Here is a 21,472-nt window from a genome sequence, read left to right as displayed (position 1 = left end):
ATAAAATCGGCTATACCATTTCGCCTTTATTCAGGCGTATGAATTTATCCACGCAATCAGGGAGTTCATCTTCATAATGTGTTACAAAGATGAGGGTAACAGGCATATGTGCACAGAGTTGTTCTATTACTTTTTTGAAATGTAGCTTTTGTTGTGCGTCCAGTCCCTGGCAGGGTTCATCAAAAATCAGGAGGGGCGGATTTTTCACCAGAGCCCGGGCCAGCAGGGTAAGGCGTTGTGCGCTTTCTGATACCTGTTTGAACGGGCTGTTTTCGTGTGCGGATATATTGAGTACACTCATCCAGTCGCGGGCGATCTGTTGCTGTGCCGGGGTAGCCGGTTTAGTGCTGCCTATTACATCGGAGAAGCCGGAGCATACTACCTGCAGGCAGTTGTCACGAGAGGTGAAATACTGATGTAGTTCGGGCGATATGAAGCCTATTTTTTTCTTGATATCCCAGATGCTTTCTCCGGTGCCGCGTTTGCGGTCGAAGAGCCATAGCTTGTTGGCATAAGCCTGTGGGTTATCGCCGTTTACCAGGCTGAGTAGAGTAGATTTACCGGCGCCGTTAGGCCCCAGCAACGCCCACTTGTCGTTAGGCTTTACCGTCCAGTTGATGCCGTTTAGAATAGTGTTTTCGCCATATTTGATATGGATATCTTCCATGCGAACGATGGTGTCGAACTGGCTACTCTGGCTGTTTTGCACCAGTGCCGCTATTTTATCTGTTTCCATTTCCGGCAGAGCAATATCCACCGGAGCTGGTAAGGGGAGCCCGATAAATTCGCTACGTGTATACTTCCCTGTTATAGCGGCATTTTCTAAGGTCAGTACATGTGTAATATGGTCAGGTATTTCATTGGGAGCAGTGGCCAGTAATACGGTGGTGCCGCCGGCAATGATTTCATTGATCATATGGCTGAAATCTTTACGGGCCTGTATATCCAGTCCTATATAGGGGTTATCCAGTATGAGCAGCTGTGGTTGCTGGAGGAGGGCGCGTGCAATCATTACCCGGCGGGTTTCGCCATTGGATAATTTGATGAGGCGTTTCTCCATCAGGGGGGCAATACGAAGAGGTTGCACGAGTGCAGGCACGGCTGTGATTTCCAGGTATTCCATCACAGTGGGGGAATTATCGGCATCCATGCTGTTGAAGCGTTGCTGATAATAGAAGTCGGTAGTGGTGTTGGAAAGGTTCCGGAAGGTATGATGATGTCCTACCATGGCTATGAGGTTGCGATAGTTAAACCATGGGTCGGTGATGGTATGCCGGCTGCAATACTCGTCATAAAAATGGTAATGAATACTTCCATTAATGATATTGAATTTACCGAGTATAGTATTCAGCAGGGCGGTTTTACCTGAGCCACTGGTGCCGGTAATCGCCCATTGTTCCCCTTTATTAATCTGCCAGCTAAGGGTATCAAATAATGTTTTGTCGAGATACCTTACGGTAATATGTTCCATGGAGAGGAACGGTGTTTGCTTATCTGTCATAATTTGGACGATTGGGCTAAATATTCATCTGTCAGGGATAAAATTAGCAGTATTATTGAAAGCATCCAGTAAATTTATGACAAATAAGAGGGTATGATTTGGAAGATAAAATCCTTTGAGGAACTTACTGTAGCAGAACTCTATGCCATCCTGCGTTTGAGAAGCGAGGTGTTTATCATAGAGCAAAATTGTGCGTACCAGGATCTGGACAATTCGGATCAGAAAGCGTTGCATTTAATGGGCACAGATGATAGTGGTCAGCTGCTGGCTTATACCCGTATTTTTGCGCCTGGTATTAAGTTTACAGAGGCATCTATTGGCAGGGTGGTTACTTCTCCTTTGGTGAGGGGGAAGGGTGCTGGCAGGGAGCTGATGGAACGTTCTATACTGGAGCTGCAGCAACATTATGGCAAAATACCTATCAAAATAGGCGCTCAGCAATATTTACAGCGTTTTTATACTTCATTGGGTTTTGAACAAACCAGCGATACTTACCTGGAGGATGGAATTCCTCACATTGAAATGCTTCGCTTATGATACACATGTAGCTTACTCAGGGTTAGGCTGATCATTATCAAAATCAGCGTCATCCTGAGTAAGACAAACTCCGTTATCGTTTAGGTATTTTTTTCTGTTTCACTTCCACCTTAGGCGTATGTTCCTTTAAGCGATAAAAAGGAATGACATAGGAAACAGTGTATTGTACGTCAAACACGGCTCCTTTGGAGCCGTTGCCAAAGCCGGGGATGACCAGTGGGGTCATCTCAGCAGTTTTTACATTGTTGATCAGGATACGTTCCCGTAAATTCCAGCCCATAAAGAAGTTCTTGAAAATTTCTGCTTTCAGGCCTACCACAAGTTCTATCCAATGTGCATTTACATTTGTTTTAGGAAGACTGCCGGTGAGATGATCTCCCCAGTAGGTATTCTTGATGCTGTAAGATGGTACCTCATAGCTGAAATGGGAGAATCCATAACGGATCCCGGTATAGAACATATTTTTCTCGGAGGGGTATTGTCTTTTCAGGAAGTTATAGTCTACGCCCAGTGTTACAAATACGCCGCTGCCTTTATAGCTGTAACTGGTATCGCTATACGGTGTGCTGGCAAATCCGCCTTCAAAGGCTGCATACAGATTGCTGTTGATACGGGCATCTGCTACTACGGTGACTTCTTTTCTATATGGATAATAGATGGCGGAAACGATCCGGCTGAGGTCCAGGCCTACCCGAATGCCGCCGGGAATATACCAGGAGCTGTCTATATGGGGGACGATTAATTTCTTAGCAGTATCTGCCACCATTTTATGGGTGGTATCTGCTTTGATTGTTTTGTGTAAGCTATCCGGTTTCGCAGCTGTTGGCTTGTTTTGGGCCATAGCAGCAGCGGAGAGCAGGATACTAATTAACAAAGAAATATAACAAAAGATGCGTGTCATTGCTGCTGGTTACGGACTTATTATTAATCGAAAGTGAATCGATGGTATGCATGGTAGTGATTACGGTATCCAGGTTAAAGTAGGTACCAAATCCACAGCCGGGAGATATAAAATGTTTCACGCGGGAATACCGGAACGTGATGGTATCTGCTACGGCCGCAGAATCTACTTTCACATAAAACCGGGCACTGTCGGCTACCGGAGACAACTGAAAGAACATATCCGATAGTGGCTGACTTTTATAGATGGTATCCCTGCCAAGTGCGTACGCCGTTACTTTAGGCATAACGGTATCCCGGAAAATATTGAGACTGTCGCGCTTAAAATGGGTATGCAGATCGTTACGCAAGGTTTGATCGCATACTTTTGTTTCATTTTCGCAGGCAACGATGCCGGCGAAAATGAAACAGGTGAGTAATATCTGGTAAATGCTTTTCATTGATTGCTTACAAGTTGGCAAGATATTAAATTCCCAGCTCCTTTTTGAGGAATCGGGCGGTATGGCTCTCTTTACAGGCACTTACCTGTTCCGGTGTACCGGTACATAAAATGGTACCGCCACCTCCGCCACCTTCCGGCCCCAGGTCTACCACGTAGTCTGCCATTTTGATTACATCCAGGTTGTGTTCTATGACCAGTACGGTGTTACCACGGTCTACCAGTTTATACAGTACTTTCAGGAGTAGTTGTATATCCTGGAAATGCAGGCCTGTAGTGGGTTCATCGAGGATGTAAATGGTTTTACCGGTATCTTTCTTGGAAAGTTCGGTTGCCAGTTTTACCCTTTGGGCTTCGCCTCCGGAGAGGGTTACCGCCGATTGACCGAGTGTGATATAGCCAAGTCCTACGTCCTGCAGGGTTTTTATTTTACGGTAGATCCATGGTACCGGCTGGAAAAATTCCACGGCTTCATCCACGGTCATATCCAGCACATCAGAAATGGACTTGCCTTTGTAGCGTATTTCCAATGTTTCGCGGTTATAACGGCGACCGTTACATTTTTCGCAATGCACATATACATCCGGGAGGAAGTTCATTTCTATTACGCGCATACCACCGCCTTCACAAACATCACAGCGACCGGTTTTTACGTTGAACGAAAAGCGGCCGGCGTTATATCCCCTGATTTTGGCTTCCGGTACGGAGGCAAACAGGGTTCTGATATCGGTGAAAAAGCCACAGTAAGTGGCCGGGTTGCTGCGTGGTGTACGGCCAATGGGTGACTGATCTATTTCTATTACCTTATCTATAAACTCCAGTCCTTTGATGCTCTTATATGGCATCGGCACCATCTTGGAGTCGTAGGCATGTTTGGAAAGAATGGGATACAGGGTTTCGTTGATCAGGGTAGACTTACCGCTGCCAGAAACGCCGGTTACACAAATGAAAGTGCCTAGTGGCAGTTTCAGGTTTACATTCTTCAGGTTATTGCCGGTAGCACCTTTCAGTTCCAGGGAGTTGCCATTGCCTTTACGGCGCTGGGCGGGTATTTCCGAGGCTGTTTTGCCATTCAGGTATCCGGCAGTAGGTGTATTGAGTTTAAGGATGGCAGCGGGCGTACCTTGTGCAATGATTTGTCCGCCGTGAATACCGGCGCCGGGGCCAATATCTACCAGGTGATCGGCATGCAGCATGATATCTTTATCATGCTCCACTACAATCACGGTGTTACCCATTTCTTTCAGGTTGCGGAGGGCATCTATCAGTTGCATATTATCTCGCTGATGCAGTCCTATACTGGGTTCATCCAGTATGTAGGTGATCCCCATCAGTTGGGATCCGATCTGTGTGGCGAGTCGTATGCGTTGGGATTCGCCACCACTCAAACTACGCGTAGGCCGGTTCAGTGTAAGATAATTAAGCCCTACGTTGAGCAGGAATCCCAGTCGTTCGCGGATTTCCTTCAGGATATCTTTGGCGATGGCATTCTGTTTTTTCTCGAGGCGGTCTTCGATATTACCAAACCAGGCCAGGAGCTTATCCAGGTCCATGTTACCAAGTTCGGAGATATTTTTTTCATCGATCTTAAAGAACAGGCTTTCCTTTTTGAGGCGGGCGCCGTTACATTCCGGACAGGTGCTCAGTTGCATAAAGCCTTCTGCCCAGCTGCGTACGTGATCGGAAGATGTATCGTTAAAATAACGGCGTACCATGTTCACCACTCCTTCGTATTCAGTAGCATATTCTGTATTGCCGCTGCCTTCATCATAGGCCATGTCTACTTCCAGCTTACCGTTTTCATCGCCAAACAACAATACGTTGAGGGCTTTCTGCGGGATAGCGGAAATAGGAGCGGTTAAGGAGAACTTATATTTTTTGGCGAGTTGCTGTACCTGTTTAAAGGTAAAGGTATCGCGGGCTTCCCCCAGTGGTTTGAGGCCACCATCCGTAATGGATATGCTGTAATCAGGAATGATTTCATCCATATTGATCTGGTAAATGGTACCAAGACCTTTACAGCGCGGGCAGGCACCATAGGGTGAGTTAAAGGAGAAGGTGTTGGGACTGGGCTCTTCGTAGGAAAGGCCGGTGTCTTCACACATCAGTTGTTTACTGTACTGGCTTACCTTATTGGTGTCGTGGTCCATGATAAACAGGAGTCCTTTACCCATGGTGAGTGCTTTTTGTACACTCTGACTGATACGGGTGCGGGCATCTTCCTGCACTTGTATACGGTCTATTACCAGTTCAATGTCGTGGATTTTGTAACGATCCACCTGCATTCTTTCTTTCAGGTCCTGTATTTCTCCGTCTATGCGCACTTTGAGGTAGCCTTGTTTGCGTACCTGTTCAAACAGTTCCCGGTAATGGCCTTTACGTCCACGAACGAGTGGGGCGAGGACGGCCAGTTTTTTATTTTTATAGTTTTTGAAAAGGTGCGCCAGTATTTCTTCTTCGGAGAAGCGCGTCATGGGTTTATTGGTGTTGTAGGAGTAGGCTGTGCCGGCGCGTGCATATAACAGGCGCAGGAAGTCATAGATCTCCGTAATGGTACCAACTGTAGATCGCGGGTTTTTATTGGTAGTTTTCTGTTCTATAGAAATAACGGGTGAAAGACCGGTGATTTTATCCACATCGGGCCTTTCCATATCGCCAATAAACTGACGGGCATAAGCGGAAAAGCTTTCCATGTAACGGCGTTGTCCTTCTGCATAAATGGTATCAAATGCCAGGGATGATTTACCACTGCCGCTGATGCCGGTGATGACTACCAGTTTATTTTTGGGCAACTCCAGGTCCAGGTTTTTCAGGTTATGCTCCCGTGCGCCAAAGATGGCTATTTGTTCATCTGCCGGGGCTTGCGCAACGGAAGTAGCGGGTACATTCTCTTTTTTCTTTGCCATAATATTAAACTACTAAGCTACGCCATAATTGCGAATTTTGTCTTTCCCCGGATGAAAGGGATAGCCCTTATTCCGCTTTTTTAGCTAAAAAAATTAGCGAAGATCAAAGCAGGTTAAGTGCTTCAATCTTCGCTCATCTTTTTTTAAAATCTTAAAAAATAATCAGGTAATCTCTTTTATCCGGGGAAAGACAAAATCCCCGGTATTACCATTTATTATTAAGCTTTATATTTTTTGAATACTACGATCGCATTATGTCCACCAAAACCGAAAGTATTGCTCATCGCCACATTTACCACACGTTTCTGTGCTGTACCGAGGGTCAGGTTCAGATTGGTAGGGATACCTTCGCCCAGTATGGAGGTGTTGATGGTAGGAGGAATGATATCTTCCTGGGTGGCTTTGATGCAGGCAATGGCTTCAATAGCGCCGGCAGCTCCAAGCAGGTGACCTGTCATGGATTTGGTAGCACTGATATTGAGTTTTGGTGCATGGTCACCGAAAGCGGTTACGATTGCTTTCAGTTCGCTGAGATCACCTACCGGAGTAGAAGTAGTGTGGGAGTTGATATAGTCTACATCTGTAGTAGCTATTTCAGCGTCTTCCAGTGCCTGTTCCATCCCTAAGCGTGCGCCCATTCCTTCCGGATGGGTAGCAGTGAGGTGGTAAGCATCACAGGTCATAGCGCCGCCAATCATTTCGCCATAGATGGTAGCACCTCTGGCAATAGCGTGTTCATATTCTTCCAGGATGATGGCACCAGCACCTTCGCCCATTACGAAACCATCGCGTTCAATGTCAAACGGACGGGATGCGTGGGTGGGGTCCTGGTTGCGGGTAGACAATGCTTTGAGGGCATTGAAGCCAGCAATACCTGCACGGGTAACCGGAGCTTCAGAACCACCTGCTACAATAGCATTGGCTTTACCGAGACGAATGTAATTGAAAGCATCTACCAGTGCACTTGTAGAAGAGGCACAGGCGGAAACAGTACAGAAGTTAACACCCATGAAACCGTATTTCATAGCTATCTGACCTGCTGCAATGTCACATATTAATTTAGGTATAAAGAAAGGGTTGAACTTAGGTACAAAGTTAGCCTGAGTAAATTCAACGATCTGTTCTTCGAACGTGAGCATGCCTCCATTACCGGAAGCCCAGATCACACCTATTTTAGTTTTGTCAATTTCTGCATTGTCAAGACCAGCATCCTGTACTGCTTCCTGCGCAGCCGCCATAGCGTACTGAGTGAAACAATCCATTTTGCGGGCTTCCTTCTTTTCCATATATTTTTCCACCTCAAATCCTTTCACTTCACAGGCGAATTTTGTCTTAAACTCTGTGGTGTCAAATTTAGTGATGGGGCCGGCGCCACTAACGCCTGCCTTCATATTGTTCCAAAAAGTATTTACATCATTCCCGATAGGTGTTAATGCTCCCAAGCCGGTAACCACAACCCTTTTCAGTGTAACAGTACGCATATTTTTTACTTTAATAAAAAAAGTTAGAGCGCAAATTTAGTTACTTATTGTTATGATTAAGCATATTCATTAAGATAATATAATATAACTTTTATGATCTTGCGTTAAAACCCAGTGTGGGTAAGGGTTTGTGCGTATGTATAGGCGGGATCTGACAGTTCTCTTACCAATTTGGAAACATTTATTTAATTAAAACGTCTTTCTGCAACAGAATTGTAAAGGAGAATTAGGAATTACAGATTTGTGGGTAGATAAGGCAAATGTTGATCATCTGCTATTATCTACCCATAAATCCGTAATTCCTGATTCGTAATTTTTTATTATGCGGCTGCTACGACCACCGGTTCCGGCAGCGAGGTAATTTTGCGGGTACGTTGTTTTAAGAAGGAGATAATTTCGGCATCTGTCTGGAAGCGTCCTCCGATGTTCACAAAGTGTTTTGCCAGCAGATCATAGCGTTTGCCCATCAGGTAAGCCCATACATGGAGAAAGTGAATGCTGTCAAATACGATGGCATCGTTGGTGATATATTCATCCAGTGTTTTGGTGAAATATACAGGATGTTCTGTCCAGTGCATGCTGGGTTTTATGTGATGACTGATATGATAGCCATCGTTCCAGCACTTGTGGTTATATTTTGTATTGATACAGGTAATACTGTTTTTATAGGAGTTTTCCGGATCTTCCGCATCGACAAAAGCGTGCTGGGCCCAGTTGCCCACCATCATAATAACACGGGAAATAAGGAAGGGTAATATAAATACCACAAAAGTGGCAGGGAAATTAATAAAGGATAATCCTACGCAGGCGGCAATAAAAAGTACTTCTCCCCTTACCAGCTTCACCATCAGCTTTGTTCTTTTTCTCTGCAGGTGATAACGGGCGGTATCATACACACCCTGTGTTACAAAGTTAAACAGGTATAAAAGGAAACTACGGAGTGAGTCGCGTTGATACATCATGGTACAGCTGTCATCGTCCGGCATATTGTTTTCCGGATGGTGCATGCCGATATGATGGGAATAGTAGCCTTCGGGTGTTTGTCCGAACAGGGGGCCAATAAACCAGGGCAGGTAATTATTCCAGAACTGGTATTTTTTTATAAAGAACACCCGGTGACTGGTGCAATGCAGCATCAGCCCAAAGGGACCTTTGAAAGTAAGGTTATTGAGAAACTGATAGGCGATGGCAGCAGTCCACCATATCCAGTTGTTCATACCTGGGATATACATGATGATAGCCAGTGGCCAGAGCGTCAGGGTAATTTTAAAGGTCAGGTATACGAAAGGAAGATCGCGTTCATCTCTGATCCAGCTTTTAAAAAGACGATCAAGTGAAGTTTCATGGTTAGGCTTTACGTAAACTGGATCTGTTAGTTGTGAAAGAGACTTCATACGCACTTATTGTGTTTACTACAGTTGTAATAATGTTGGCAAAAAAGGAGCCGGTGAATTACTATAACGTGCCCCAGGGAGATATATTATTCCGTGCAGGTTAACTGAAAGATAACCATTTTTTTCTTCCCTGGTAGTAATTACGGGTATTTTTGTAATTTCCGTTCCAGTGTGTATCTATCAGATGGAGGAACACTCGAATATTATAACTGTCGGGTGATGTGAGATGTTCCTGTAATATCCATTTCATATATATGCCAAAACCAATCACTATACATGAAGAGATTAACCCTTAAAGATGTTGCAAAAATGGCCGGAGTAGCGCCTTCCACTGTTTCGTTCGTACTGAACGGAAAGGGGAAACAAATGCGTATCCGCGATGAGGTGGCCACCAGGATTATGCAGGTGGCGGAGAAGTCGGGTTATGAACCCCACCGTATGGCGGTGAATCTTCGCACCGGGCAATCCAAAACGCTGGGGCTGATTGTAGAAAGCATCTCCGGAAGCTTTTTTGCCAGTTTGGCTAAAACCATTGAAACCGAAGCAGAGCGGAGGGGCTATAATGTAGTATACTGTAGTACCGAAAATAACGCCCAGAAAGGTGGAGAGCTGATTCGCATGCTGGGTCGGCAAATGGTAGACGGCTACCTGATCACCCCTGCTCCCGGTATGGAAAAGGAGATACAGCACCTGGTACAGCAACATAAACCGGTAGTGCTGATGGATAGCTACTTCCCGTCTATCAAAACGCCGTATGTACTGATCAATAATTTTGACGGGGTACAACAGGGCATGAAACACCTGATCAGCAAAGGATTTACCAAAATAGCCTTTGTAATGGTAGATGTAAAGCTGATACAGATAGAAGAACGCTTACGCGGCTATATGACCGCCCTCAAAGAACATAAGATACCCGTCAGGAAAAAATACATCCTGCAACTGCAGTATCACAAGCAGCGGGAAGATTCGCTGAAGGAGCTGCAGGACTTTATGGAGGCCAATCCTGAGCTGGATGCTATCTTTTTCTCTACCAACTACCTCGGTATCCTGGGGCTGGAGGTCATTGCCCGCATGGGATTGAAGATGCCGGATGATATTTCCGTGCTCTGTTTTGATGATCATGACATCTTCCGTCTATATCCACCGGGAATTTCAGTGATCGAACAGCCCATTGAAGGAATTGCCAAAACAGCCATAGACCTGCTGATGCACCAGTTGGACAAAAACAGCGGCCCGTTGAAGAAAACCGCCATAGAATTGCCAGGGAAATTCATTTTGAGGGGCTCGGCCTGATGGCGCCGTGCAGGTATCCTTGCAGCTGGCAGGATACCTGCACGGCCCGGTCTTGTCTTGTGAAAAAAGCGTAAAATACTTGCAAATGCTGGAAAAATATTTATACTTTTAGTACCGGCTTTCGAGTGACGAGAAAAAAGGATTCGTGGAATCTTTTTTTTCTATGCCTATGCTAAATCGATTTTGTTAAAATTTCACGTTAACTTACGCAAGCTTTGCTTGTTAATTAGCGAAAGGATCATTTTTGTTGTTTATAATATCTAATCATGAAAAAAGTTGGACTGTTAGCAGCCGCTTTATTATGTCTGCATGGTGCGTATAGCCAAACAGTAAATAAAGTAGCTGAACCGGCGGAATGGGTAAACACCCTGATGGGCTCCGATTCCAAGGTGAGCTTATCAAATGGTAATACTTATCCTGCTATTGCCCTGCCCTGGGGAATGAATTTCTGGATGCCACAAACCAATACCATGGGTAATGGTTGGGCTTATCAATATACCGCTGATAAGATCAGGGGATTCAAACAAACACACCAACCCTCTCCGTGGATAAATGATTATGGACAGTTTGCCATTATGCCGGTGACGGGAGCCATTAAGTTTGACCAGCATGCACGCGCCAGCTGGTTTTCCCATAAATCGGAAGTGGCCAGACCTTATTATTACAGCGTTTACCTCGCTGATCCGGATGTAACTACAGAAATCACCCCTACAGAAAGAGCTGCCCAGCTGCGTTTTACCTATCCGGCTACCGACAGCGCCTTTATCATTGTAGATGCATTTGATCACGGGTCTTATATTAAGATATTACCGGAACAACGGAAGATCATTGGGTATACCACTAAAAACAGTGGAGGCGTTCCTTCCAATTTTAAAAACTATTTCATCATCACTTTTGATAAGCCGTTTACCGCCACTAACACCTGGCACGACTCCGTACTGGTGAAAGGTCAGCTTGAATTACAGGCAGATCATACCGGTGCTGTGGTAGGCTTCAAAACAAAGAAGGGAGAAAAGATAGGAATCAAAACTGCATCTTCGTTTATCAGCTTTGAACAGGCAGAATTAAACCTGCAGCGCGAAATCGGTGGCGATAGCTTCGATGCTACCTGCAAAAAAGCAAAAGATATCTGGAACAAGGAACTCGGCAGACTGTCTGTAGAGGGCGGATCCAGCGAACAGGTAAGTACTTTCTACTCCTCCCTGTATCGTACCATGCTGTTCCCACGCAAGTTTTATGAAATCAATGCGAAGAACGAAATCGTACACTATAGCCCGTTCAACGGCCAGGTATTACCCGGTTACATGTTTACTGATAACGGATTCTGGGATACTTTCCGCGCAGTACATCCTTTCTTTACCCTGATGTACCCTACCCTGAGTTCACATATCATGGAAGGATTATCCAACGCCTACAATGAAAGCGGATGGTTACCTGAGTGGGCCAGCCCCGGTCACCGCGACTGTATGGTGGGTTCCAACTCTGCTTCCCTTATCGCTGATGCCTATCTGAAAGGGATCCGCGGGTATGATATCAATAACCTGTATAAGGCAATATTGAAAAATACAGAAAACGAAGGTCCGCTCAGCTCTGTAGGCAGACTGGGTGTGAAATACTACAACTCCCTGGGTTATGTACCTTACGATGTAAACGTAAATGAAAACGCGGCACGTACACTGGAATACGCATATGACGACTTCACCATTTTCCAACTGGCAAAAGCGCTAAACCGTCCTAAAAGCGAAATAGACCTCTTTGAGAAACGCTCCCAGAACTACCGTAATCTCTTTGATCCGGAAACAAAACTGATGCGAGGCAAAAACAAGGATGGTAAATTCCAGGTACCCTTTAATCCATTCAAATGGGGCGATGCTTTCACCGAAGGAAACAGTTGGCACTATACATGGTCTGTATTCCACGATGTGCAGGGCCTTGCTAAGCTGATGGGTGGACAACAAATGTTTTCTCAAATGCTGGATTCTGTTTTCAACATGCCACCGGTATTTGATGAAAGCTACTATGGAACCGTTATCCACGAAATACGCGAAATGCAGATCATGAACATGGGCCAGTATGCACATGGCAACCAGCCCATTCAACACATGATCTATTTATATAACTATGCAGGTCAGCCATGGAAAACACAATACTGGGTTCGCCAGGTAATGAGCCGTTTGTACAAAGCCACGCCGGATGGATACTGTGGCGATGAAGATAACGGTCAAACCAGCGCCTGGTACGTATTTTCAGCGATGGGATTCTATCCTGTATGCCCGGGTACACAACAGTATGTACTGGGTACGCCCCTGTTTTCCAAACTGACAATGACATTGGAAGACGGTAAAAAAATGGTGATCAACGCACCAGGCAACAGTGATACGAATCTGTACGTTCAAAGTGCGTCTTTAAACGGACAGCCTTATTCCAAAAACTGGATCAGTCACCAGGACCTGCAAAAAGGCGGTACCCTGGAATTCAGAATGGGAGCTACTCCTGAGAAATCAAGAGGTACCAGTCCTGCTGCTTTTCCATACTCTTACTCGCCAACAGCGAATAAGTAGACCTGTAAACGATTTTTCATTGTTCACTGAAATATTTCGTCCCGACTCTTCGGGATGTACTTCTTTTAGCTTTTAGGGGTTAGCTGTTAGCTTTTAGGAAATGCAGCGGATGGCTAACACCTACAGCTAAATACTTAAATCAACCGGCATGAGAAAATTTCTATTACCCATTATCCTCTTTTCTTCTCTGTCAGTAATGGCACAGGAGAACGTTATCCAATATGTGAAGCCGATTACCGGCACACAAAGAATGGGACACACCTATCCCGGTGCTACGGTGCCTTTCGGGATGGTGCAACTCAGTCCTGAAACAGATACCATCCCCTACGAAATGAATGGGAAGTACAACCCCGATGTATACAAGTACTGTGCGGGTTATCAGTATGAAGATAAAACCATTGTAGGTTTCAGTCATACGCATTTCAGTGGTACCGGCCACTCCGACCTGGGTGACTTTTTAATTATGCCCACTGTTGGTAAATTACAGCTGAACCCCGGTACAGCAGATCACCCGGAAAGTGGCTATCGTTCCGCTTTTTCCCATAGTACAGAGGTAGCGGAACCCGCTTACTATAAAGTAAAGCTGGAAGATGATAACATCCTGGCGGAACTCACTGCCAGTACTCGTGTTGGATTTCACCAGTATACTTTCCCCGGCACAGATCAGGCACATATCATCCTGGATATGATGTCCGGCATTTACAACTACGACAATAAAAACGTGTGGACCTTTATAAGGGTGGAAAATGATACCCTTATTACCGGTTTCCGCCAAACTAACGGTTGGGCACGTACGAGAATAGAATATTTTGCCATGACCTTCTCCAAACCATTTGTGGCGTACGGACAGCAAAACAATGCCAGAGACGTGTACAAAGGCTTCTGGAGAAAGTTTGACCAGACAAAGAACTTCCCTGAAATGGCCGGCAGACAGATCCGCGCCTATTTCGATTTTAAAACAGTACCCGGTGAGAAGATCAAAATAAAAATGGCGTTGTCTCCTGTCAGCACTGAAGGCGCCCTGAAAAATCTGCGTGCAGAAATTCCGGGCTGGGATTTTGAACAGGTGAAACGCGATGGACAGGCACTGTGGACAAAAGAACTGAATAAAATACATATTGAATCCGGCAGCAGGGAAGAAAAGGAAAACTTTTATACAGCGATGTATCATGCGTTCATTAATCCTACTACCTATATGGATGTGGATGGGCAATACCGCGGACTGGATATGAACATTCATACCGCTAACGGTTATACGAACTATACTACTTTTTCTTTGTGGGATACCTATCGTGCACTGCATCCGCTGTTTAACATGATTCAGCCGCAGCGCAATGCCGATATGATCCAGTCTATGCTGAACCACTATGAACAAAGTGCCCAGCATATGCTGCCTGTCTGGGCGCATTATGCCAATGAAAACTGGTGTATGATCGGTTATCACAGTGTATCCGTTATTGCTGATGCCATCATGAAAGGCAATGCGCCTTTCGATGTAAACACGGCACTGGATGCCTGTGTTGCCACTGCCCGTCACCGTACTTATGACGGCCTGGAGTACTATATAGACCGGGGTTATATACCAGAGGATAAAAACGGATCTTCTGTTTCCAAAGTACTGGAGTATGCGTATGACGACTGGTGTATTGCACAGGTAGCGAAGAAATTAGGCAGAACAGATATTTACGAAGAATTCATTAAGCGTTCTGTGAATTATAAGAACGTATATGATAGCAATACCGGATTTATGCGACCAAAACTGAATGATGGTACCTTTAAAGCCAGCTTCGATGCACTGCAAACGCACGACCAGGGGTTTATTGAAGGTAACGCCTGGAACTACAGTTTGTATGTACCGCATGATCCCAATGAAATGATTGCCATGATGGGAGGAAAGAAGCAGTTTACTGCTCACCTGGATTCCCTGTTCACCATGGAGCTGCCGGATAAATATTTTGCGGAAACGGAAGATATTACCCGCGACGGTATCATTGGAAATTACGTACATGGTAACGAGCCTTCACACCACATAGCCTACCTGTATAACTGGACCGGCTATCCGTGGAAAACGCAGGAACGCGTACGTATGATCCTGAAAAAAATGTACCATCCCGGACCAGATGGCCTAGGTGGTAATGATGACTGTGGACAAATGAGTGCCTGGTACATTTTCACTACACTGGGCTTCTATCCTGTGTGCCCGGGTTCTGATCAGTATTCACTGGGAAGTCCGGCGATAGACAAGGCTACTTTGCAACTGGAAAACGGTAAATCATTTGTGGTAGATGTGAAAAATCAAAGTGATAAAAACGTGTATGTGCAGAAGGTGTTACTGAACGGTGCACCGTTGAATCGTTTGTACATTACACATGCAGATATCATGAATGGAGGTACCATTACGTTTTATATGGGTGCTAAGCCAAAGAAATAAAGATCATTTAATGATGAACAGGCTGCCGCTGGAATACAGGGGCAGCCTGTTTTTTTGTCGGTAAAAGAGCCGTTTAACAGGCAGTGTAAGCAGGTGTTATTATTTGAAATGAGATATGCTATATCTTGCGGCTATTATCTAATAGCAAATAATATGAAACAACCCTTCGATATTATAAGAACGAATTTAGACAATCTCACTTCCCTGTGGAAAACAGCAGGTATCCCTTTTAACGCTTATGTAGAAACACCGGCATTTAATTATTGCAGGATCGAAGATTCTGATTGGCCTAACCGATTGTGGTTTAAAGAAGATGTAACGCCGGAGGCGTTGGAAGCTGCGCTGGAAATACTTCCTGCGGGGAAAATGACTATTCCTTACTGGGATATCTATGACAGTAACGCCGATGAGTATATTGCTGCCAAAGGCGGGGTGAAAGCGTTTGAGCAGGCAGGCATGTCTTTAAAACTGGACCGGCCGTTTACGGGAGCACGTAATCTGTCTTATTTGCAGGTGACTAACGATGCGCAGGCCGAGATATGGGCGATGTTATATCCGCAGTCTTTCGGATACAGGATCAGCGCAGCCATATTAAAGAAACTGTATAATGATGTCAGGTTTTACCTGGCTTATTACCAGGATCAGCCTATAGGCACCGCTATATTGCATTGTACAAATGGTATTGCAGGTATTCATGGTGTAGGGGTAATTCCTGATATGCGAAAGAAAGGTTTTGCCAATGAGATCATGGAGTTTGTCTTAAACCAATCTATTGATTTAAATGCGACTTACGCCACTTTGCAGGCGTCTAAAATGGGCGCGGGTATTTACCTGAAAATGGGTTTTGAAGATCAGTTCCTGATTAAAAATTACACTTTGCTTTCGTGAGTATATGGTCAGCTGTGTTGGCAGACATAGCTGACCTAAACAATATCGCAATAAATTGGCGATATGAACGGATTTTAACCCACCGGAAAGCAGGCGCTATTACGTCACCTCACATTTTTTCACCCCGGATTTACTGCGTTTAATGAGGGTCTGTTATCTTTAATATTAGTGTCTGTAGGACATTTAATTCATGTTTGAATATATGGGATAAGGATTCTGGAGATACCTGTATTAACGAAATTATCTTCCTGTTTACTTTTTTACCCGAAGTTAATATCTGCACAAAATTGGTTAATTCTGGTGTGACCACATCGGTGAATGTGACCTAATTTTACTTTTATATCAAATGTAATTTATACGTCTTATTTCAGTTGAAAGGAGGATGCATATTGGTATGCAGAACGAATCGGCCAATAGCACATGTTATGAAACTGCCTTTAGGCAAATAAAAATCACCAGTCACAAAATCTTAAATACCGGACACAAAATCTTTACTATTATTCATTAATCATTTTTCCGCGTTGCTTACAACGCTGGCTGGCCTGCGTTTGCAAGCGTGATGCCGGCTGTTTAATCTCAACAATTTATCTCTTATGAAAAAAACAATTGCAATGGCAGCATGGCTGCTGTTAGCGGTAGCTTTTGCCTACGCCCAATCACCGGCTGTTTCCGGGAAGGTGTTGACTAAAGAAGGGGCGGCCATACCTGGCGCGTCTATTCATGTACAAGGCCGCAACACTGGTGTAGCAGCAGCGGCAGATGGGAGCTTTAAAATAGATGCAAAAGATGGCGACCTCCTGTTGATTACCGCGATAGGATTCACTACGGCGACCATAAAGGCCAGCACCACTGCTCCGCTGATGATATCCATGACAGAAAATTCCAAAGAAATTAATGAAGTAGTAGTAACCGCACTGGGTATTAAGCGCGATAAGAGAATGCTCACTTATAGTGTGCAGGAAGTAAAAGGTGCTACCCTGATAGAAGCCAAGCAGGATAACCTTGTCAACGCTATTGCAGGAAAGGTAGCCGGCGTACAAATCACTAATTCCAGTGGTATTCCGGGTAGTTCTGCCAGGATTGTGATCCGCGGTAATACTTCCCTGGTAGGTAATAACCAGGCATTGTTTGTAGTAGATGGTATTCCAATGGATAACAATGAAGCCGGTAATCCCAACAGGCCGGAGTATTCAGGTGGTACCGCCAACAGGGCGAGTGATATAGATCCCAACATTATTGAAAGTATTACGGTGCTGAAAGGTGCCGCAGCTACAGCACTTTATGGTTCTGCAGCCGCAAGAGGTGCGGTAATCATTACTACCAAAAATGGTACAGGTGCGGGAAGCAAAGGCGCACCCAGTGTATCCGTGAGCAGCAGCTACTCTTTTCAAACCCCTATACTGCCTGAATTGCAGGATAAATTTGCACAAGGCACCGGTGGTGTGTATGTAGATGGTAACAACGGCGGCATCAGTTCTTCTTCCTGGGGGCCGCTGATGGATACCCTGAAAGTAAATGGTGTAGCGGTACCGAAGCATAATCCTGCCAAAGAGTTTTTTAAAACAGGACATACCTCGGATAATAACGTGAATGTTAGTGGCTATTCAGATAAATCTAATTACCTCGTTTCTTATTCTTATCTGAAAACAACCGGTACTATTCCCAACACCGATTATTCCAGGCATGCCTTTTTCACCCGCTATGGTGTGAAGTTGCTGAACAACCTGCAACTCAGCGCTCAGTTCAATTATGTTCAGTCAAATAATCATCGCTACCTGGAAGGCAATAACTTCGTCAATCCATTATGGACAGTGTACGGTGCACCTGTTTCCTGGGACCCGCATCCTTCTGTGAATGAAGATGGTTCGCAGCGCCTGTTCCGTGCAGCGCGTAATAATCCTTACTGGATCCTGGATAACACCGGTTTGCAGGATAAAAATAACCGCATTATCCCAGTGGTAACATTGAGCTATAATCCGCTGCCCTGGCTAACGATCACAGAACGGGCCGGTGCAGATATGTATGTAAACTCCACTGATTATCATGAAGCACCTGGCGCTATAGGCTGGGGCAATACCGGTCCTACACCCGTGATAGGTCAGTTATACCAGCGGAATATCAAGTACCAGCAATTCAATAATGATGTGATGGTGGAAGCCAGGAAAGAGTTTGGTAAAGACTGGTTTACAAGTGTACTCGTAGGAAATAATATCCTCAGTAATTACAATGATTATTCTTTCGTACAAGGAGTAGGGATATCAGTAGATAAGCTGTATAACATCGGTAACTTCTCCAAAGTATCTTCTAATTATAGTTATTACAGAAGCCGGAAAGTAGGCTTTTACGGACAAGCCAACCTGGAATATAAACGTATGCTGACGATAGCCCTCACAGGCCGTTATGATGGTAGTTCCGTATTGTCGAAGGATAACCAGTTTTATCCTTATGGCTCTGCCAGCGCAGGTTTTATCTTTACAGAAGCATTGCATATGCAGGATAATCCGATCCTGAATTTTGGTAAAGTTCGGGTGTCTTACTCTGTTGTGGGTAATGATAACGTGGCCTCCTATTCTCTCAGTAACCCCTGGTACCAGGCCAATATAGGTAATATTACTTTTCCTTTCCGTGGTGCAAATGGATATCAGCTGACTACGACTTATGGTTTCCCATTAAAGAATGAAACCCTGAAAGAATTTGAAATAGGACTGGAAACAAGATTCCTGAAGAACAGAGGTTCACTGGAAATTTCCTGGTTCAATAAACGCAGCAGTGATTTGTTAACACCTGGTTCTCCTATCTCCGCTGCTACCGGGTTTAATGCCGCTTCTTTGAATGCCGGCGATATGTTGAATAAAGGTATTGAAGTAACACTGGGCTTCACCCCTGTGAAAACAAAAAATGTGAACTGGACTATCGGTGTCAACTATACGAAAATCGATAATAAGGTGCTGAGCCTGGCGAACGGTGTCCCTTATATACAACTGGCAGGTTTTACGGCTCCGGGTATTTTCGCTTACGCCAATCAGCCTTATGGTGTTATTTATGGAGATCACTATGTACGTAATGAACAACATCAGCTGGTGTTGACAGACAATGGTTATCCTATTGTAAGTACGGACTTTGGCCCTATTGGTAACTCCACACCCAAATGGACTGGCGGCATCAACAGTAATCTGACGTATAAAGGATTTACGTTCTCTTTTGTGCTGGATCATAAACATGGTGGTGATGTGATCAACCTGGATAACGGATCACTCTTTTACTATGGAACAGCCAAGGCAACAGAAAACAGAGGTACTTCCGTGGTGCTCCAGGGCGTAAATGAAAAAACAAATGCACCTAATACCAAAGCAATTGTATTAAATGAAAACTATTACAAATCCTACTATTCTGCCGCTGATGAAAACAGTGTGGAAGATGGATCTTATCTGAAGTTGCGCCAGGTATCACTGGGATATAATTTAGGCGCCAGTGTATTGAAAAATTCATTTTTTAAATCAGCCGTTATCACGCTCACCGGTACCAATTTCATCCTGCATAAAAACTATACCGGCTCTGACCCTGAAGTAAGCCTGAATGGAAGTGGCAACGGGCAAGGTTTTTCTAACTTTCCCGTGCCTTCCAACAGGAGTATTATTGCCGGAGTAAAGGTTACGTTTTAAACAACATCAAAAGAGTTCGACATGAAAAATAAACTAATCATCTTCCTGGTGGCCGGTTATACCTTATTGGGTGCCGGCTGTAAAAAGTTCCTGGATATAAATACTGATCCTAATAATCCGTTAAAAGTAAAAGAAGCACAGGTACTGGGACCAGTGGAGGTTACTACTTCTACCACTGTTGTGGGTGGGTTATACGGAACTGTTACCGCTTACTGGATGCAACAGTTATCACTTAACCAGGCATCTCCCAGTATAGAGTCGTATACCATTACCCCTGTCGATGCGAATAACACCTGGAGCTCTTATTTGTACCCCAATGTTTTCCAGAACCTGAATATGATGATTGATGAGGCAGAGCAACAAAAGCACCACGAGTATGCGGCGATTGGTAAAGCATTGTTTGCCTATAATCTGGCTATAGCGGCTGATCTGTGGGGGAATATTCCTTATTCACAGGCGTTCAAAATACCAACGGTCATGCAACCAGGTTACGACAAACAGGAGGCGATTTATACTATCATTCAACAGATGCTGGATAGCTCGTTGTATTACATGGGGCAGCCTGCGTCCAAAATACAACCCGGTGATGATGATTACATTTACAAAGGCGATATGGGCTTGTGGAAGAAATTTGTTTATACCCTCAAGGCGCGGTATTACCTGCGTTTGAGCAAAGCGCCCGGCCATACTGCTGCGCAGCAGGCAGACAACGCCTTGCTTGCTTTGCAACAGGGATTTGGCAATAACCAGGATAATGCGTTGGTATCCTATCCGGGCACCGGTCAGGCAGAAAATCCCTGGTACATGAATACCGGCGATGCATCTGGTGGTGTGGTGATGGCACAATCTTTTATAGACTCGCTGGTGTCGAGAAAAGATCCACGGTTAGCCATCTTTGCTACCCAAGGGAATAAAGGAAATTATGCAGGCAGAAGAGTAGGCGATACGCCTGCTGCTGATCCGGATTCTTTTTCCCTGGTGAATAAATTTTATGCAGGTAATGATGCCAATCTTTATTTGTCTACTTACAGCGAAGCGTTATTTATAAAAGCGGAAGCTACCTTTATTAAGCAGGGCGCTGCTGCAGCTGCGCCGGTATACACCGCTGCTATTACTGCACATATGACGATGCTGGGTATTCCTGTTGTGGCACAGCAAACCTACATCGCTTCCAGGCCGGCATTGACCGCCACGAATGCACTGGCGCAGATCATCACTGAGAAGTATGTAGCCGGTTTCCTATCTCCCGAAACATACAACGACTGGAGACGCACCGGTTATCCACAACTGAAACCTTACCAGGATGAAATAGTTAAAAGCATTCCGCGCAGATGGCCTTACCCGGCCAACGAGATGCTCACTAACCCGCAACCCGATCAGAAAGTGTCGGTAAGCGACCGTGTGTGGTGGGACGAGAATTAAACTAAAAGCTAAAAGCTAAAAGCTATTAAAGCGAATGACCCAAGCGGATATTATTCC

At 44.9% G+C, this 21,472-nt stretch carries 13 protein-coding genes; 7 read left to right on the top strand and 6 right to left on the bottom strand.

Annotated elements, in window-relative coordinates:
- Positions 1–10: 10 nt before the first annotated feature.
- The gene (locus tag AC1DCV_RS11575) at positions 11–1,501 is read right to left on the bottom strand and encodes an ATP-binding cassette domain-containing protein (RefSeq protein WP_477023329.1); all 1,491 of its coding nucleotides are present in this window, start codon (positions 1,499–1,501) and stop codon (positions 11–13) included.
- Positions 1,502–1,594: 93 nt separating this feature from the next.
- Between AC1DCV_RS11575 and AC1DCV_RS11570 the strand changes: the two genes are divergently transcribed.
- Positions 1,595–2,038: a GNAT family N-acetyltransferase gene (locus tag AC1DCV_RS11570; RefSeq protein ID WP_477023328.1), complete on the top strand. Its 444-nt coding sequence runs from the start codon at positions 1,595–1,597 to the stop codon at positions 2,036–2,038.
- Positions 2,039–2,111: 73 nt separating this feature from the next.
- Here AC1DCV_RS11570 and AC1DCV_RS11565 read toward each other — a convergent pair whose 3' ends face one another.
- From AC1DCV_RS11565 to AC1DCV_RS11545, 5 genes are all read right to left on the bottom strand, one after another.
- A complete protein-coding gene (locus AC1DCV_RS11565; RefSeq protein ID WP_477023327.1) occupies positions 2,112–2,939 on the bottom strand; it encodes a DUF6048 family protein in 828 nt (275 codons plus the stop codon).
- Positions 2,902–3,378 carry a DUF6452 family protein gene (locus tag AC1DCV_RS11560; RefSeq protein WP_477023326.1) on the bottom strand — a complete coding sequence of 159 codons (477 nt, stop codon included), beginning with the start codon at positions 3,376–3,378 and terminating at the stop codon, positions 2,902–2,904. Before AC1DCV_RS11560 ends, AC1DCV_RS11565 begins: the two co-directional genes overlap by 38 nt.
- 25 nt (positions 3,379–3,403) lie before the next feature.
- Positions 3,404–6,283, bottom strand: coding sequence for an excinuclease ABC subunit UvrA (gene uvrA / locus AC1DCV_RS11555; RefSeq protein WP_477023325.1), 2,880 nt, complete (start codon positions 6,281–6,283; stop codon positions 3,404–3,406).
- A gap of 218 nt (positions 6,284–6,501) precedes the next feature.
- Complete coding sequence (gene fabF, locus AC1DCV_RS11550; protein ID WP_441573279.1) at positions 6,502–7,764, bottom strand: beta-ketoacyl-ACP synthase II; 1,263 nt, start codon at positions 7,762–7,764, stop codon at positions 6,502–6,504.
- Between the two features lie 320 nt (positions 7,765–8,084).
- The gene (locus AC1DCV_RS11545; RefSeq protein WP_477023324.1) at positions 8,085–9,158 is read right to left on the bottom strand and encodes a fatty acid desaturase family protein; all 1,074 of its coding nucleotides are present in this window, start codon (positions 9,156–9,158) and stop codon (positions 8,085–8,087) included.
- A gap of 276 nt (positions 9,159–9,434) precedes the next feature.
- Between AC1DCV_RS11545 and AC1DCV_RS11540 the strand changes: the two genes are divergently transcribed.
- The 6 genes from AC1DCV_RS11540 to AC1DCV_RS11515 all read left to right on the top strand — a co-directional run bounded on the left by AC1DCV_RS11540 (position 9,435) and on the right by AC1DCV_RS11515 (position 21,415).
- On the top strand, positions 9,435–10,451 hold the full coding sequence (locus AC1DCV_RS11540) for a LacI family DNA-binding transcriptional regulator (protein WP_477023323.1): 1,017 nt from the start codon (positions 9,435–9,437) through the stop codon (positions 10,449–10,451).
- Positions 10,452–10,717: 266 nt separating this feature from the next.
- Positions 10,718–13,012, top strand: coding sequence for a GH92 family glycosyl hydrolase (locus tag AC1DCV_RS11535; protein ID WP_477023322.1), 2,295 nt, complete (start codon positions 10,718–10,720; stop codon positions 13,010–13,012).
- 148 nt (positions 13,013–13,160) lie between these two features.
- The gene (locus AC1DCV_RS11530; RefSeq protein WP_477023321.1) at positions 13,161–15,443 is read left to right on the top strand and encodes a GH92 family glycosyl hydrolase; all 2,283 of its coding nucleotides are present in this window, start codon (positions 13,161–13,163) and stop codon (positions 15,441–15,443) included.
- A 153-nt stretch (positions 15,444–15,596) separates the two neighbouring features.
- A complete protein-coding gene (locus tag AC1DCV_RS11525; RefSeq protein ID WP_477023320.1) occupies positions 15,597–16,331 on the top strand; it encodes a GNAT family N-acetyltransferase in 735 nt (244 codons plus the stop codon).
- 593 nt (positions 16,332–16,924) lie between these two features.
- Positions 16,925–19,993: a SusC/RagA family TonB-linked outer membrane protein gene (locus AC1DCV_RS11520; protein ID WP_477023319.1), complete on the top strand. Its 3,069-nt coding sequence runs from the start codon at positions 16,925–16,927 to the stop codon at positions 19,991–19,993.
- A 21-nt stretch (positions 19,994–20,014) separates the two neighbouring features.
- Entirely contained in the window at positions 20,015–21,415 is a 1,401-nt protein-coding gene (locus AC1DCV_RS11515) for a SusD/RagB family nutrient-binding outer membrane lipoprotein (RefSeq protein WP_477023318.1), read from the top strand.
- Positions 21,416–21,472: the final 57 nt, after the last annotated feature.

The organism is Chitinophaga sp. 10T418 (assembly GCF_056394125.1).
Note: the sequence above shows the minus strand (reverse complement) of the source record. Positions and strands in the feature narration are given on the sequence as shown.